The organism is uncultured Chitinophaga sp., assembly GCF_937898475.1.
Taxonomy (GTDB): Bacteria; Bacteroidota; Bacteroidia; order Chitinophagales; family Chitinophagaceae; genus Chitinophaga.
In genome coordinates, this window is sequence record NZ_CALEJS010000015.1 from 42,993 (window position 1) to 58,692 (window position 15,700).

Sequence of the window (15,700 nt, forward strand, 5' to 3'; positions counted from 1 at the left end):
TAACCAACACCCTAAAACACAACGTATGAAAACTTCCAGTACACATGATCAGCGTATCGCGAAGATGATCTTTGCCTCCGTCTATCCAATGTATGTGGAAAAGGTGGAGAAAAAAGGCAGAACAAAAGAAGAATTGCACCAGGTCATAGAATGGCTTACCGGCTTTGACCACAAACAACTGAACGAGCTGATAAAGGAAAGGGTCACTTTTGAAACCTTCTTTGAACGCGCCACGCTGAACCCCAACGCCCACCTCATTACCGGCGTAATCTGCGGATACCGGGTAGAGGAAATAGAGAACCCCCTCACACAACGCGCCCGCTACCTGGATAAACTGGTAGATGAGCTGGCCAAAGGCAGGAAAATGGAAAAGATCCTGCGCACCGCTTAACGCCGGTATTTAAATTTCAGTACAAGCATCACAATATTCAACGACAGCGAAAAGATATTCGTGGCTATAATGGGGAGGTCAGACTTCTCAAAACCATAGTATATCCACAAACTGTTCCCGGTCATCATCACAATGAACATAAACACGGAAACATCATCCGCCTTCCGGCGCTTTATTGTTTTGATCAATTGGGGTATTAACGAGGAGGAAGTACAGATACCTGCCACTAAACCCAGTATTCCGATGAATTGCATAGTACCGGCATTACTTCAATTATTATACCCGCACCTGGTAACAATAGAAAAGGGTTGTAAGCCGCAACTTACAACCCCCTGAACTGTAACAACGTTAAAGCACACCGTCTGTTCCCAGCCTGATAGCTGCCGCTACAGGGCTTAATTGTGCCTTATCTCCTTCCGGCTGAAGCACATGCTTCAGCAACAATGGAGGCTGCGCCAGGAACCGCGGTGCAGCACCCCTGTTCACCTGCGCCCTGTGCACCAGGAAAGGGTGACATAAATATACCGTGCCTGCCTGACCGGTTGCCAGTACTTCTTTTCTTTCCGGTAACGAAGGCAGTTTCATCGCAAGGTCCATAAATGTGAGACCGGCTTCGCCCTCATCTTTCAGCAGCCTGGCTACATCCAGGTGCGACCCTTCGCGGATGACAGTAGGCGCATCCTGTTCGCCCACATCCGAAAACAAAAACAGCATCAGCAGGGCTCTGCCCTTGGACCGCCAGTTGATGCGCCATGCATCGCCGGGATCATTGCCCGGGAAGCTGGCGTCTACATGCCAACCCGTATCGCCGGTATCTGCTGTTGCAGGAAAACGTACCGGGAAAGCGCCCATGCTTCCGCAAGGCAGCCAGTTGCCTTTTCCAACCAGCTGATCAAAGGCCCCATGCAGCACCGGTGTATTGGCTGCCGCTACAAATGGAGGCGCACTGTACATACCTAACCAGATCACCGGCTTTGTCCAGGTAGCAGGATTGTCGGGGTCTGCATCCATATCTTTCCACAAAATGTCACGCGCCGCTGCTGCCAGTTGTGCATCAAATGCTTGGTCTATACGGATAAAGCCTTTATGAATGAAATGATCGATCTGTGTGTTGTTGAATACTTCTTTCATGATAATACAATTGATAATGAGGAATGAATGTGCCCGGGTACAGGCAGCCGTTTTCACAGCCTTTGCAAAGGCCGTTTACGCAGTTGGTGTAAAGAAGTATTAAAGTGTTGGAGACATCCTCATGCGGTAAATATATAAAAAGTATCTCAATATCCCGGTTCATCCGCGCTATATCCTGCTTCATCGCCCTTTGCCTTGTGCCATGCCCTGAATTATCCTATCTTTAAAACATTCTTATCCACGGTTCACCAGTTATGAGGGGCATTTTTCTTTACCTGCTGCTTATTGTTGTTACGTTCCTGGCAGGCCATCCGGCCAGTGCCCAATACCAGGGATATATCTATGCAGAAGTGGTACTGAAGAACAAACAAACCTACACTGGTCCGCTCAAATGGAGCGGCGGCCAGCGCCTCTGGAGCGATGTGCTATCTGTGACCAAAAGCACCAACAAAGACATATTTAAATACCTGGACGGCTCCCAGATCAAACGTCTGCCTGCTGAAGCAGGAGGGAAGGAGCTGAACTGGAAATTCACCAGCCTGTTTGAAGATAAATTCCCGCAGCGTAAGAACGAGATCCTCTGCCGCTTTGGCGATATCGATTTTATTCATGTTACCGGCGCCGATCAGGCGCAGATCCATTTCAGGAACGGCAGCAAAGTGAGGGCCATTCCCTACAGGAACGAAGCCGCCCAGCTGGGAAAGAGCATCGTTGTGTACGTGGATGGCGATTCAAAGACCATCCAGTGGAATGATATCAGCCGGGTGAACTTTAAAACCACGCCCGCCGTACCGGCGCTTCGCCGCTGGGCTCCGCTTTATGGAACGGTTGTCACCACCAGCGGGCCGCTGACGGGTTTTGTGCAGTGGAACCGCTACAAATACCTGGTGGCACATATACTGAACGGCGTTACCACCAGCAGGCAACCGGTGAGCTACGCCTTTGCCTATATTGCCCGCATCGAAAAACAGCAGCACCATGTATTGCTGCAGCTGCGCACCGGTGAAAACATGCTGCTGGGTGAATCTGAAGACCTGGGCAAAGCCTGTAAAGGCATCGTTGTAACGCATCCCAGCTATGGCCGGGTGCTGGTAGAATGGAAAGCCTTCCGCTCTTTTACGCCCCAGCCGCCGCCTTCCGGCGGTGTGTCTTATGACGATTACCCGGTACCCGACCGTTTATACGCCAGCGTACAAACCACGGATAACAGGCGTTACGAAGGGCCCTGCGTGTTTGACCTGGATGAGGACTGGAATATGGAGCTGCTGGACGGCAACCAGGACGGGCTGTATTATCAGATCCCCTTTTACTATATTAGCAGGATCAGGCCCTTCCGGCAGCATTATTCACAGGTCACGTTAAAAGATAACAGCACCCTGCTCTTAGGCTCGGCCAATGATGTAAGCGAAAAGAACTGGGGCCTCATTATATGGCTGCCCGATAAAAAGTACCAGTATATTCCATGGAGCCAGGTGAAAGAAATTTCCTTCAGATAGATCATGAACAGCTTTTATGTAGTGGCCATGGCATGGATCATCACCGTGATACTCCTGTTATGGTTTGGCAATAAATATATTTACCAGCTGCTGGACAGGAACATTTCCTGGATGGCGCACACCACCCGCCGGTTTTTTATCCAGCTGGTGGCCAGCACGCTGTACTCCCTGTGCTGCATCAACCTGACCTACTATCTATTTAAAGTTACCACCAACAGCACCCCGCCCGATCTTGCGCAGATCATGGTGCTGAATGTATACGGACTGCTGTTCACCATCCCCGTACTGTCTATCAACTTCGGCATCTATTTCATGATGCAATGGAAAAAAGCACAGCTGCAGGCCAACCAGCTGAAGGAAGATAACCTGCATGCACAGCTGTACTCCTTACGCATGCAGCTGGACCCGCACTTCCTGTTCAACAACCTCAATGTGCTGGCCAGCCTGATTGATAAAGACCGGGAGGCAGCGCAGGACTTCCTCGACAAGTTTGCAGATGTATACCGTTATGTGCTGCATCACAAAAAAGAAGAGCTGGTGCCGCTGCATACAGAGCTGGACTTTCTGCATGCTTATTGCCACCTGCTGAAAAAACGGTTTGGTGAGGCATTGCAGATCGATATGCCAGATGTTCCCGCTGCGGCAGCTGCCCTGTGCATTCCGCCGCTGTCGCTGCAGATGCTGATGGAAAACGCCGTAAAGCATAATGTGATCTCCCGTGATCAGCCGCTCCGCATCCGGGTGTACCTGCAGGCAACACAATGGATCAGTATGGAAAATACCTGGCAGCCCTTGCCCAAAGTGCCGTCCACCCGCTCGGAAACGGGCCTGGAAAATATCCGCAAACGTTATCAGCACCTGTCGGAACGTGAGATCAAAGTCAGTTGCGATCACCGTTTTTTTAAAGTAGATTTACCACTCCTCGAAATAGATGAATAATATAACTGCCGATGGAAGTATTGATCATTGAAGATGAAGCGCCCGCCGCAGAACGGTTAACAAGCCTGTTGCAGCAGTATGATGAACGTATTCGTCCGCTGGCGGTCCTGTCTTCCGTGAAAGAGGCCCTGCAGTGGTTTGCCGATCACCGCCAGCCCGACCTGATATTGCTGGACATTCATCTCTCTGATGGCCTTTGCTTCGATATTTTCAAACAGGTAGAGCTGCGCTGCCCCATCATCTTCTGTACGGCTTATGATCAGTATGTGCTGGATGCTTTCCAGGTGCATAGCATCGATTATCTCTTAAAACCGGTGCAATATCCCAAGCTGGAAAAAAGCCTGCAGAAGATGGCCGCCATCCGTTCACAGATGCAGCCCGCTACGGGGGATACTTCTTTCAATGAGATCATCCGGATCATTAAAACCAGCCAGCAAAGCTATAAATCGCGTTTCATGGTGAAAGCGGGCAACCGCATCAGGGCCGTTAAAAGCAGCGAGATCGCCTATTTCAATTCCCGTAATAAGATCACTTTGCTGGTGACTAAAGAAGGACAGCGCTACCCGCTGGACTATACGCTGGATGAGCTGATGACAATGCTCGATCCCGTACAGTTCTTTCATGTGAACCGTAACCTCATTATACACATAGACTCCGTGAAGGAGGTGCATCCCTATTTCAAGGGCAGGCTCAAACTGGTGCTGGTGCCCGAATACGACGAAGAAACCGTTATCAGCAGCCAGAAAACCCCGCTCTTCAAAGCCTGGCTGGATCATTGACCGCCGTTCCGTTCAGGAGGCTGTAATCCCGTCTCATCCGTATCATATCCGCTTACATCCGGAATAGCTTTTTTTCCCGGCAGAATACTGCTTTTTTTAAAGCAGCTAAGGGTTCATCCCATCCACTAATCATAAACGACAAAGTAGCTGATGAATTTCACGTATTTAAAACCCTCCATATCCCGGCGTTACAGCCTGGTGATGGCGCTCATCGCCACCTGCGGATGGCAAACCGCATCCGCACAATACCCGAAAATACCGCAGGACGTTGCGCACGCCACCGCTGCATTAATGAAGGCCGCGGAACAACATTCCGACTCGGCCTGGCAGCAGGCATGGCCCATTATCCAGGCAGAGGCAAGGAAAGGTAAACCCTTTATTCCCTGGGCGCACCGTCCAACAGACCTGCCGCAGGCTGCCATCCCCGCTTTCCCGGGGGCGGAAGGCGGCGGTAAATTCAGCTTTGGCGGCCGTGGCGGAAAAGTGCTCGTAGTAACGAACCTGAACGATGATGGTCCCGGTAGTTTCCGCTGGGCCTGCGAACAGGGCGGCGCCCGTACGGTGGTGTTCAATGTAGCCGGTATTATCCGTTTGAAAAGTCCGCTGATCATCCGCGCACCCTATATCACCATCGCGGGGCAATCCGCACCGGGCAACGGTGTATGCATTGCCGGTGAATCCGTATGGATCAATACACATGATGTGATCATCCGCTACATGCGCTTCCGCCGCGGTGAAACCAATGTAGGCCGCCGTGACGACGCTATTGGCGGTAACCCCATCGGCAATATCATCATCGACCATGTGTCCGCCAGCTGGGGACTGGATGAGAACATGAGCATGTACCGCCACATGTATAACGACAGCACCGGTACACAGGAACAAAAAATGCCGACCGTGAACCTCACCATCCAGCACTCCATTTTCTCCGAAGGACTGGATACCTGGAACCACGCTTTCGGCAGTACACTGGGCGGCGAGAACGCCACCTTTGTGCGCAACCTCTGGGCAGATAACACGGGCCGCAATCCCTCCATCGGCTGGAACGGTACTTTCAATTTTGTGAACAACGTGGTGTTCAACTGGGTGCATCGTTCTGTGGATGGCGGCGATTATACCGCTACGTACAATATCATCAATAACTATTTCAAACCTGGCCCCGCTACTTCTAAAACTTCACTGGTGGGCCACCGCATCCTGAACCCGGAATCGGGCCGCAGTAAACTGAAGTATAAGGTATTTGGCCGCGCTTATGTGCAGGGCAATATCATGGAGGGATACCCGGAGATCACAAAAGACAATTGGGCAGGAGGGGTGCAGGTAGAAGATGAACACGACCAGGATCAGCCGGACGCAGGCAAGTATACAGACTACATGCGTTGGAGCCAGCCCTTCCCCATGGCGCCCGTTAAGATACTGTCTGCCAAAGAGGCTTTTGACGATGTACTGAAGAACGCCGGCGCTACGCTGCCGCAGCGCGACCCGGTGGATGCGCGGATTGTTGAACAGGTGAGAACGGGTAAGATCGCTTATCCCGAAAATGTACAGTTACCCGCCACTCAGTTTGAGCACCGCCGCCTGCCTATCGATTCCTATAAAATGGGCATCATTACCGACGTCAGCCAGGTAGGCGGTTACCCGGAGTACAAGGGAACCCCGTATAAAGATGCGGACAATGACGGCCTGCCAGACAGCTGGGAAAAACAGCATGGCCTCAATCCCAACGACCCGAAAGATGCAAGCCTGGGTAAGGATAAAGACGGCTATACCCATATTGAGCAATTCCTGAACGAAATGGCCGCCCGGAAATAATTAATACATGCTCGGTGATTGATAATGGCCCGCCTGCGAATGTTCGTAGTGCGGGCCATCAATTTGCTGCAAACCTGATCTTAATCAGTTGCCAGGCTAACCATTGTTCTGTGCCGTATACCGGGCCCTCGCTACCTTTGGTTAAAACTTATGCATCATGAAGAAAATAGTAGTCGTTTTTGATGGCCTGAGGTTCTCTGACAGCACCTTACGTTATGCAATAGCGGTGGCCCGGCAGCAGCCATCCCACCTTGTTGGGCTTTTCCTGGACGATTTTACCTATAACAGCTTCAGTATGTACAAAATGTTGAAAGCCGGCGCCACCAACGCCGGTATTAAAGAGATGGAAGCAAAGGATGAAGCGATCAGGGAAATATCCGTACGCCATTTTGAGCAGGCCTGCCAGGAAGCAGGACTGAACTACAGCGTTCACCGCGACCGGAGCATTGCCATCCAGGAAATATTGCACGAAAGCATTTATGCAGATATGCTGATCATTGATATGGAAGAAACCCTGGCAACAGAAGAAGAGCCGGCGCCCACCCGCTTCATCCGCGACCTGCTGGTGGATGTACAATGTCCCGTGCTGCTGGTGCCGCCTGAGTACCGGGAAATAAAGAAACTGGTGCTGCTCTATGATGGTGAGCCTTCATCCGTGTATGCCATCAAAATGTTCAGCTACCTGCTGCCGGGTTTGCAGCAGCTGTCTACGGAAGTAGTGTCTGTAAATGATCCGGGCGATGGGTTGCATCTGCCGGATAACCGGCTGATGAAAGAGTTTATGAAACGGCATTTCCCGAAAGCAGCCTATAAGGTTTTACAGGGCAGGGCTGAGCCGGTGATCACGGAATTCCTGCAGCAGCAGGCTACCGGTACACTGGCTGTGCTGGGCGCTTACAGAAGAGGGATGGTGTCCCGCTGGTTTCGCCCCAGCATGGCAGACGAGCTGATGGAAGCGCTGGCCATGCCTTTGTTCATTGCACACAACAAATAGCTTGTACTAATACAGCATATTGGACAATTTCTTTTCATTGAGGATCACAATGGAGCCTTCCCTGATCTCTATCAGCTTTTCTTCCCTGAAATCGCCCAGCGTACGGATCAGTGATTCAGTGGCCGTACCGGCGATGGTGGCCAGGTTATCACGGCTGATATCAATTACAAAGGGTTCCTCTTTCTGTTCGTTGTATTTGCGGTAGAGTGACAGCAAAGCTTCCGCCACTTTCTTGCGCAGCGAATTATAGGCCAGTCCCAGTAGCTGTTGTTCCTTGCTGGTAACATTGCGGGCCAGCATGCGGATAAACTGCGCCGCCACATCTATCTGGCTGCCCATGAGCGCTTCAAAATCTTCGCGGGGTATCACGGCAATCTCGCTTTCTTCCATCGCCTCGGCAGTGTCTTTATACACGGTGCCTTCCAGCATGGGAACATAACCAAAGAAGTCGCCGGTATTGTACAGGTCAACGGCAAACTCTTTACCATCGTCATTCCGTTTAAACACCCTCACTTTTCCTTTCTGAATATAGAAAAGGTTCACGGGATGATTGCCTTCCGTATAGATGGTCTGTCTTTTTTTGTATCGCTCAATATCGCGTCCTTCTGCCAATGCCTTGATGGACGCCTTACCGGTAGCCGCTTCCATCAGTTTGCTCAAACCCTGCAGGTTGGGACTGAATTCCGCTTTTCTGAGCGCGGCCTTTTTCAGGCGGCTTTCAATGGCATGCAGCAGTTCGGTGGCTTCAAAAGGTTTCATGATGTAATCGTCTGCGCCCATTTCCATGCCCCTGCGGTAATCGCTCCGTTCTGTTTTGGCGGTAAGGAAAATAAAGGGAATATCCTTCATGTCCTTATTGCGCTGCAGCATGTGCAGTACACCATAGCCATCGAGCACCGGCATCATAATATCGCAGATCACCAGGTCGGGCGTGTGCTCCATGGCCAGTTCCACACCGGCTTTGCCATTCTCTGCCGATAAAACCTTATATCCGGCTAAGTCGAGTATTTCCGAGGTGTTTTCACGGATAAATGCATTGTCTTCTATTAGCAGGATCGTTTTCATGCGTTATTATTTGTAGAATTGTTATTGAGCTGAAAAATGATGGTGAAGGTAGTGCCCTTATCCAGTTCACTCTCGCAGGAAATGCTGCCGTTCATCATCTCGCAGTATTTGCTGACAATATGTAAGCCCAGGCCCGTTCCCTGTATGTTACTGGTATTGGCCCCGCGGTAGAAACGTTCAAACAGGTGCTGCTGGTCTTCCCGCGACATGCCGATGCCCTGATCCGCTACTTTCAGTTTGAACTCGTCGTTATGGTGATAGGTACGTACCTGGATGGTGCTGTTATTATCAGAGAACTTGATCGCATTGCTTAACAGGTTCATGACGATATGTTTCAGCAGGGAGGGATCCAGCGTTACATCCGGCTCGCCTTCGTGCACATAGTCAACATGCTGGCCTTCCTTGGTAAGCCCCTGCATTTCCTGAATGATGTTATGAAAGAAGTCATCTACTTTGATATTGGCATAGCGTACCTGTATCCTTCCTTCTTCTATTTTGCCCACTGAGAGGAATTCATCGAGAATGTCTGTCAGCAGTTTTGCACAGATAACGATCCGCTGCAGGTGTTTGTTCCGCTTGTCCTGGTCGGCTTCCTTGCTATATTGTTTCACCAGGTAGGCCGAAGATAAAATAGTAGCGAGCGGGGTGCGGAATTCATGCGAGGCGAGCGAGACAAAACGTGATTTCAACTCGCTCAGCTCTTTTTCCTTGCCCAGGGCGGCGGTAAGATCTTCTTTTGATCTTTCCAGCATTTCCAGCGTTTCCCTGAGCTGCTGCGTTCTTTCTTCCACCATCTGTTCCAGCTCATTGTTCAGGCGTTCTATCTTGGCTTCTGCCTGTTTCCTGGCGGTGATGTTGTTGATATAGGCGATGACAAAACTGCCTTCTTCATTTTCGTAGTGGCTGAGGCTGATCTCTACCGGGAACTCCGTGCCGTCTTTACGGATGGCAAAGAGATCAAGCCCGATGCCCATGGGCCTGCTCTGCGGATGGGCCGCATAACGGTTGCGATGCCCTACATGCCTGTCGCGCACATGCGGGGGCATGAGCTTTTCAATGGTGTGCCCTAACAGTTCTTCGCGCTGGTAGCCAAACTGGTCCAGTGCGAAATCATTGATCATGATGATCTCTCCCTGTTTATTGGTTACCAAAATACCGATACTGGCATAATCAAATAATGCCCCGAAACGCTGTAGTTCCTTTTCTACTTCCTTTTGTAAAAACCTGTCTCCCGAGCGATCATTGATAGAGGGCTCCATTTAGTAGTTTTTGTCGATGAGTGCCTTGTACGCTGTCGTGGTACTTTTCTATTGCAAATTTACTGATATGTTTCATATCTGCTGTTTACGCTGCTAATTTCTGATAATCAGCGTTTATTGGGGATGATGACGGTCATCCGGGCAACTGATCGCCATCATTTCCGGCCATAGGGGATGGGCTTAATCTTGTATCATAAAAATCTATTGCCATGCAGATCTATATAAGTGAAGACGCTACCATCAGTAATATACAGGATGATTTTAAGGTGGCCTATCCTTACCTGAAACTGGAATTTTACCGGCAGCCGCATGCTCCAGGAGCGGCCTCCCCGGCGCAGGACAGGATACCGCCTGCAACACCGATAGAGGATGTACGGATGATGCATAGCTTTGGCTGGATCGATATCAGTCCCAACCGTACGGCCCATGAACTGGAACATGATTTTTGCCGCCTGTACGGCCTGAATGCCCAGGTACTGCGCAAGTCTGGCGATCTGTGGCTGGCTACCACCAAAACCGATAACTGGACGCTGGCACAGCTGAATGAGGAAGGAAATATGGTGGAAAAACGCTAATGTTCTTCATACCGGCCGGTTTTTTCGTCTATCCGGATCCGGTATACAATTGGCCGGGGATGATGTACCGGTTCCTCCGCACGATCCACTTCTATACGCATATCATCCACACCGGCGGTTTCGCTCACCTGTCTGTGCATCAGGTGGCCCACCAGGTATTTAGCGGCGTAGTAGCGTTCCCGTGGGTCGGTGATCTCTTCGTATTTACCCCATATTATCACACTGCGCCAGTTGGCATAATCATCTATTTCGTCTACCTGGAAGCACACCTGCGGATGTTTCCGCATCATGCTGATCTTCATCCCTTCTTTTGAATGCGCGATGATATGGGTGCCGTTAAAAGCATAGCTGACAGGTACTACATATACCTTTTCTCCGTCTGTACAGCCAATGCGGCCGGTGATATTGGCGCTCAGCACCGCATCGATCTGGTCTGTACCCAGTTTACCTAACATATTGATGGTTTTTAAAGTGAGACATTGGTGATGTGATCAGGATCAACGATCAGTTCATCTTTTACATCTATTACACCCGGTGTGGCCCATACTGCGCGTTCTACCACCTTTCGTTCTGCCCAGGAGCGTACTTTGCCTTTCAGTACGATCCTGCCGCCGTCTGTTAAAATGTTGATGCTGTTGGCTTCTATATCTGCACTGCGTTCCAGTGCTTTTTTAATCACGTCTTTTACAATAACGGGGGTAATATTGGGCCGTACCTTGATCCGGTTAGTAACGCCGTGCACGCCGATCAGATCACTCACCGCGCTGTAGGCCGATTCTTTCTGGAACTGCCATTCCACTTCTCCTTCGATGGTGATCCATCCATCGTCCACCTTCAGCCTGATCCTGTCTTCCGGTACAAAGCTGCTCCATTTCAGCGCATTCAGCGCTGCGGCGGCAATATCTGTATCTGGACGTTTTTGTTCATCGGGAATGCGGATGGCCAGGTCCAATGCTACCGCCCTGACATCTTTCACCCGTTTGGCGGCATTTTCAGCGGCCATACGCTGGCTGAAGTTATCTACATTGCCTTTCAGGCAAACGATCCCGTCTTTCACGTTCACTTCGATCAGCGCGGAATGCAGTATGGGGTCCCACCGGATCTCATCGATTACATTTCTTTGTATTGCTATATCTGTTTTCATACACAATTTGGTTTTAGATGGCAGGAAGGTTGCCTGGTACAAAGGTACCCTTGCCCGGATGCTACCGGAATGACCGTCATTATACCGGAAACTGATATTTATCATGCGCAGCGGGCGGTTTTTATCACTCACCCATAAAATTATAGTCATGAAAGGGATCATTATCTATAAAGCAGGTTATAACAGGGTGAACCCTAAATATATTGACGGCCCGGTAGCCGCAGTGAATTATCTGAAAGTTGGATAATGCCAGAAAGTAATCACAAACACAGCATTTTAAAAAGTAGGGATCTCCCGTATTGTGCCTGCACTTAAAACGGACGCGGGAGTGGTGACCACGCGCGGTCATGTACACTATGTGGTAACAGAGCATGGAGTGGTGAACCTGTATGGCAGGAACCTGGAGCAAAGGGCCCGCCTGCTGATCAGCATTGCAGACCCGGCGCATAGAGAAGATTTGGAGAAAGCATATTATCAGCGATTCGGGAAATTGTACCGTTTGGTGTAAACGTTTGACGGTTACGTCCGCGCTTATTTTTACCTTTGCCCCAAACAGACCGAATGGAAGATTATATCATCGTAGTGAACCGTATTGAAGAATTGCAGTCCATCCAGGACCGCCAGGAACTGGAGCGTATATTTGATAAAGCGAGGCGAACCATAATAGGGGGGATGGATGTGATCCTGGTAAGAGAAAACAGGAACGGCCAACAGGAGAAGTTCGACACTTTATCCAATGAACAGGATTTTGAGGAATACCGCAAGCGGGTGTTCCGTTTAATCTAGTATTACCGCTCCAGTCTGTTGTTTGTTATCTTCACCCCGCTACAATGATCCAGCTTTATTAATTCCTCTATGCGTTTAACGGCTCCCGCTTCATGAACGACGTTCCCCGTCAACTTTATATTCCGTGTACTTTTTGCTGATAACAGTTCTTTTCCCCGGAGCCTGAAAGAATTCTCCGTTATAAGAATATTACGGTGTACCGGATCGCGCTTAAACACCGTGTTCTCCGGGTGTACATTGATCACGGGCTCGCCACAGTAATTGAAGTTATTATGACTGATCTTCACATCCTTCACCATGCCAGACTCATACCATCCTGAAGCATCGCCATTGATGAATACCGCACTCATATGTACCCGCTCAAAATTATTATGCGCTATCAACACGGCACGCGGCGTAGTTGCCAGGATGCCCCTGGTAGGTATCCTCGTGATGGTATTATGATGGATATATGCTTCGGGTGTGGCGCTGATATTCTCCACGGCGTCGCCGGTCTTTACGATACCCGGTACCGGGCTTTTTAATGTCAGTACAAATGTTTTCTCATTTATCCGCTCAACACTGCTTATTTGTGCTTTATGCACGGATAATAAACTGCCCGCCTGTACGAAGGCCACACTATCCCCCGCAGCAAATGCATCAAACCCATAAGTCTGACCATGCATAAACTGCACCTGCACTTTATCAGGCGCAGGCATTTCTACTATTTTTAAATAAGTGCCGTGTATATTGATGGCGTCATCATTGGCGGCCGACAGGTAAGCGTTACTAACCGATATCATTCCGCTGCAGCCGGAAAAATGCAGGATATCTGCCCAGGCAGCAGCGGTGCGCCCGGTGTTTTCCCCGGGCTTTACTATGATGCTGTCCATTTTTATATCCCGGCAATACTGGCTCACAACACCCATCCCATGCATAAAGTAGATGTGCATGTTCCGCAGGGTCAGCTGTGAGCTCTTTTCCATAAAGATGCCTGCACAATCCCTGGTCACATCCCGGTTCTGGTAGACACATCCTTTTCTGAACCCCGGGTTTTCAGGAAAATGGATCCGCACTTTACCATTATCCAGCCGGCTGAAACGGAGCTGCTTCATCGGGACATCCATACGCGACAGCTCATTGGTTTCCGGATCAAGAACCTGCCAATAGGAACCCGGCTGATAACGCCAGCCTTCCCCGATCCAGGTTAGCAGGCTGTCCCGGATGCTGAACTCCGAATCGCTGTGGATATTTACATCGGCATAATGATCTCCTACATCCATTACCGTGAGTTCGGAGACAGTGGGCCGATGGTAATCATAACTTAATCCGTTCAGTGTAATATGATCACAGCTGTGCAGGTAGGTCTCGATCATCTTGCCCCGCATAACCAGCGCTGCGCCCCGGCCATCTATCTCCACGTAGCTGCAGCAGTCCAGCATGATCGCCATTGCTTTCAGCTCATTGGGCCGGTCGTTGGTATTGGATATATGCAGGCGTTTCCTGGTAGCGCTATCCGGGTAAAAGTCATACCTGCCTGCTGCAAACTTTATGCGTACCGGCTGCTTTTCCGTACCACGCGCCCGTAACAGCAGCGGTTCATGGAAAGCGCCCGGCCGCACAAAAGCTACCGCATCACCCGGCAGCAGGCGCAATGTAAGAAGCGGCCTGCATGTTTTCCAGGCCGCTTCCCGGCTGATGCCGTTATTGTTGTCATTCCCTTCAAGCGGGTCAATGTAATAATCCGTGCCGAAAGCATATTTTCCGGGCTGCACAACTGCAATACTGCAGAAGATTAAAAACAGGAACAGTCGCTGCATCATGAGCTGAATATCCGGACAATATACAACAAGCCGTTCAACTTACTAATACCCGTCATTCTGGATCAGCTCCGGTTTATTGCGGTCAATCTCAGATTGCGGCAAAGGCCAGTAATCAAAATTGCTTCTGTACACGGTTTTAATGTTAGGCGTCAGCGGATTCTGTACAAACCCGTTCAGCTTTTGTACGGCAATGCCCCACCTGCGCAGATCAAAATAACGTAAGCCTTCCAGGGCAAATTCCACCCGGCGCTCATGCCGGATCCTTTCCCGCATTTCCGTTTGGCTAAGGCCCGCAGGCAGTGGCGGCATATCTACTCCGGGCCGTGCACGTACTTCGTTCACCTGTTGGTACACACTGGCATCCGGGCCTGCAACTTCGTTCTGCGCTTCCGCATACATCAGTTTCACGTCTGCATACCGCAGCCATACATAGTCCTGGTCGTCCAGCAAACCGGGCTGGGGATCTATGATCTTAGGATCCAGCCATTTTTTGCCGGGGTAAAATCCCCGCGTCCAGTTGTTCACGCCCGGTGTACCAACGGTGCCGGGGAAAGGCCAGCCTTGCTCAGGGCCATCTCCCGGGAAGAAGAAGGTCATGTTCTTGCGCGGATCATTTGGTTCGTACTCATCGATCATATCCTGTGTGCCCTGCAGGTCTTTGTAACCCGAGCGGATAATAGCCGTTGTAATGGAAAAATTATGCGCGGCCGCCGGCGCCTGGAACTGTACGGAGAACATGATCTCCGGACTGGAACGCTGATCCGGCTTGTAGAAATTGCCGGCATAATTATTATGCAGCGAGAACAGGTTATCATTGATGATCTCTCTTGCCAGTGCAGCGGCTTCCGCGTACTTCTTCTCAAATAAAAGCACCCTTACCTTGATGCCTTGTGCAGAGGCTTTTACAGCATGGCCGCTGGTGTACCTGGCCGCGGGTAAAGCCGCAATGGCCTGGTCCAGGTCGTTTTCTATCAGCTGAAGGATCTCCTGCCTGGGCGACTTGCGCACTCTTTTGCTGAAATCAATGGTCAGCGGATCTTCCGTGATCAACGGCACATTGCCATAAGTTTGGGCAAGCATAAAGTAGTGGAAGGCCCGCAGGAAATAAGCCTCTCCTTTATAGCGGGCCAGCTGATCGCCGCTCAGCACCTTATCCACGTTGGCCAGCAGGCTATTGGCCGCGGCGATGCCCTTATAGGAGCTGATATACAAACTCTCGTTGCTGGAAGTAGGAAACCCGCCGATGTTGGATGAAAGGCCGGATATCAGTGATTGCTGTGCAGCGCCCTGGTTGTTTTGCGTATAGGAATTATCACTGAAGTTTTCCCACCACATCGGCGCATACACGGCAATCTGCCCATGGGTGGCATAGAGGGTGCCGTACAGGCCCGTGAGCGCAAGATCTGCGTCAGCGGGAGATTTCCAGAAAATGTTGGTAGACAGTTTATCCGGCGGGGTAACATCCAGCTTCTTGCAGCCGGTGTTACAAAGTGCGGTTACTATGATAGCGGCAAAATATTTTTTCAT

17 protein-coding genes are annotated in these 15,700 nt (G+C 50.4%); 9 read left to right on the forward strand and 8 right to left on the reverse strand.

Annotation, left to right across the window (positions count from 1 at the left end; genetic code table 11):
• Positions 1-25 precede the first annotated feature (25 nt).
• Positions 26-391 (forward strand): DUF2200 domain-containing protein, encoded by a 366-nt coding sequence (locus Q0577_RS07330; RefSeq protein WP_298734245.1) that lies wholly within the window; start codon positions 26-28, stop codon positions 389-391.
• Here Q0577_RS07330 and Q0577_RS07335 read toward each other — a convergent pair.
• Both Q0577_RS07335 and Q0577_RS07340 read right to left on the reverse strand, forming a co-directional pair.
• On the reverse strand, positions 388-645 hold the full coding sequence (locus tag Q0577_RS07335) for a SemiSWEET transporter (RefSeq protein ID WP_298734247.1): 258 nt from the start codon (positions 643-645) through the stop codon (positions 388-390). The two genes, Q0577_RS07330 and Q0577_RS07335, sit on opposite strands and share 4 nt — an antisense overlap.
• A 94-nt stretch (positions 646-739) precedes the next feature.
• Positions 740-1,522 carry a phytanoyl-CoA dioxygenase family protein gene (locus Q0577_RS07340; RefSeq protein ID WP_298734249.1) on the reverse strand — a complete coding sequence of 261 codons (783 nt, stop codon included), beginning with the start codon at positions 1,520-1,522 and terminating at the stop codon, positions 740-742.
• A gap of 254 nt (positions 1,523-1,776) precedes the next feature.
• Between Q0577_RS07340 and Q0577_RS07345 the strand changes: the two genes are divergently transcribed.
• From Q0577_RS07345 to Q0577_RS07365, 5 genes are all read left to right on the forward strand, one after another.
• A complete protein-coding gene (locus tag Q0577_RS07345) occupies positions 1,777-3,018 on the forward strand; it encodes a hypothetical protein (protein ID WP_298734251.1) in 1,242 nt (413 codons plus the stop codon).
• Positions 3,019-3,021: 3 nt separating this feature from the next.
• Entirely contained in the window at positions 3,022-3,957 is a 936-nt protein-coding gene (locus Q0577_RS07350; protein ID WP_298734253.1) for a histidine kinase, read from the forward strand.
• Positions 3,958-3,968: 11 nt separating this feature from the next.
• Positions 3,969-4,736: a LytTR family DNA-binding domain-containing protein gene (locus Q0577_RS07355; RefSeq protein WP_298734255.1), complete on the forward strand. Its 768-nt coding sequence runs from the start codon at positions 3,969-3,971 to the stop codon at positions 4,734-4,736.
• A 201-nt stretch (positions 4,737-4,937) separates the two neighbouring features.
• Complete coding sequence (locus Q0577_RS07360) at positions 4,938-6,548, forward strand: polysaccharide lyase (RefSeq protein WP_298735480.1); 1,611 nt, start codon at positions 4,938-4,940, stop codon at positions 6,546-6,548.
• 157 nt (positions 6,549-6,705) lie between these two features.
• Positions 6,706-7,542: a universal stress protein gene (locus Q0577_RS07365; protein WP_298734256.1), complete on the forward strand. Its 837-nt coding sequence runs from the start codon at positions 6,706-6,708 to the stop codon at positions 7,540-7,542.
• A 6-nt stretch (positions 7,543-7,548) separates the two neighbouring features.
• On the opposite strand, the gene Q0577_RS07370 is transcribed toward Q0577_RS07365, so the two are convergent.
• Together Q0577_RS07370 and Q0577_RS07375 are read right to left on the reverse strand one after the other, a co-directional pair.
• The gene (locus Q0577_RS07370) at positions 7,549-8,607 is read right to left on the reverse strand and encodes a response regulator (RefSeq protein ID WP_298734285.1); all 1,059 of its coding nucleotides are present in this window, start codon (positions 8,605-8,607) and stop codon (positions 7,549-7,551) included.
• Positions 8,604-9,866 carry a PAS domain-containing sensor histidine kinase gene (locus tag Q0577_RS07375; RefSeq protein WP_298734288.1) on the reverse strand — a complete coding sequence of 421 codons (1,263 nt, stop codon included), beginning with the start codon at positions 9,864-9,866 and terminating at the stop codon, positions 8,604-8,606. Before Q0577_RS07375 ends, Q0577_RS07370 begins: the two co-directional genes overlap by 4 nt.
• Positions 9,867-10,075: 209 nt before the next feature.
• On the opposite strand from Q0577_RS07375, the gene Q0577_RS07380 reads away from it, so the two are divergent.
• Complete coding sequence (locus Q0577_RS07380; protein ID WP_298734290.1) at positions 10,076-10,441, forward strand: hypothetical protein; 366 nt, start codon at positions 10,076-10,078, stop codon at positions 10,439-10,441.
• Here the strand turns inward: Q0577_RS07380 and Q0577_RS07385 are convergent.
• Together Q0577_RS07385 and Q0577_RS07390 are read right to left on the reverse strand one after the other, a co-directional pair.
• Entirely contained in the window at positions 10,438-10,896 is a 459-nt protein-coding gene (locus Q0577_RS07385; protein WP_298734292.1) for a pyridoxamine 5'-phosphate oxidase family protein, read from the reverse strand. The two genes, Q0577_RS07380 and Q0577_RS07385, sit on opposite strands and share 4 nt — an antisense overlap.
• An 11-nt stretch (positions 10,897-10,907) precedes the next feature.
• Complete coding sequence (locus tag Q0577_RS07390; RefSeq protein ID WP_298734294.1) at positions 10,908-11,585, reverse strand: BON domain-containing protein; 678 nt, start codon at positions 11,583-11,585, stop codon at positions 10,908-10,910.
• Between the two features lie 301 nt (positions 11,586-11,886).
• Here Q0577_RS07390 and Q0577_RS07395 point away from each other — a divergent pair, with 301 nt between their 5' ends.
• Together Q0577_RS07395 and Q0577_RS07400 are read left to right on the forward strand one after the other, a co-directional pair.
• On the forward strand, positions 11,887-12,093 hold the full coding sequence (locus tag Q0577_RS07395; RefSeq protein ID WP_298734297.1) for an acetyl-CoA hydrolase/transferase C-terminal domain-containing protein: 207 nt from the start codon (positions 11,887-11,889) through the stop codon (positions 12,091-12,093).
• Positions 12,094-12,146: 53 nt separating this feature from the next.
• Positions 12,147-12,371, forward strand: coding sequence for a hypothetical protein (locus Q0577_RS07400; protein ID WP_298734299.1), 225 nt, complete (start codon positions 12,147-12,149; stop codon positions 12,369-12,371).
• A gap of 2 nt (positions 12,372-12,373) precedes the next feature.
• On the opposite strand, the gene Q0577_RS07405 is transcribed toward Q0577_RS07400, so the two are convergent.
• The gene (locus tag Q0577_RS07405; protein WP_298734301.1) at positions 12,374-14,173 is read right to left on the reverse strand and encodes a right-handed parallel beta-helix repeat-containing protein; all 1,800 of its coding nucleotides are present in this window, start codon (positions 14,171-14,173) and stop codon (positions 12,374-12,376) included.
• A gap of 42 nt (positions 14,174-14,215) precedes the next feature.
• Complete coding sequence (locus tag Q0577_RS07410) at positions 14,216-15,700, reverse strand: RagB/SusD family nutrient uptake outer membrane protein (protein ID WP_298734304.1); 1,485 nt, start codon at positions 15,698-15,700, stop codon at positions 14,216-14,218.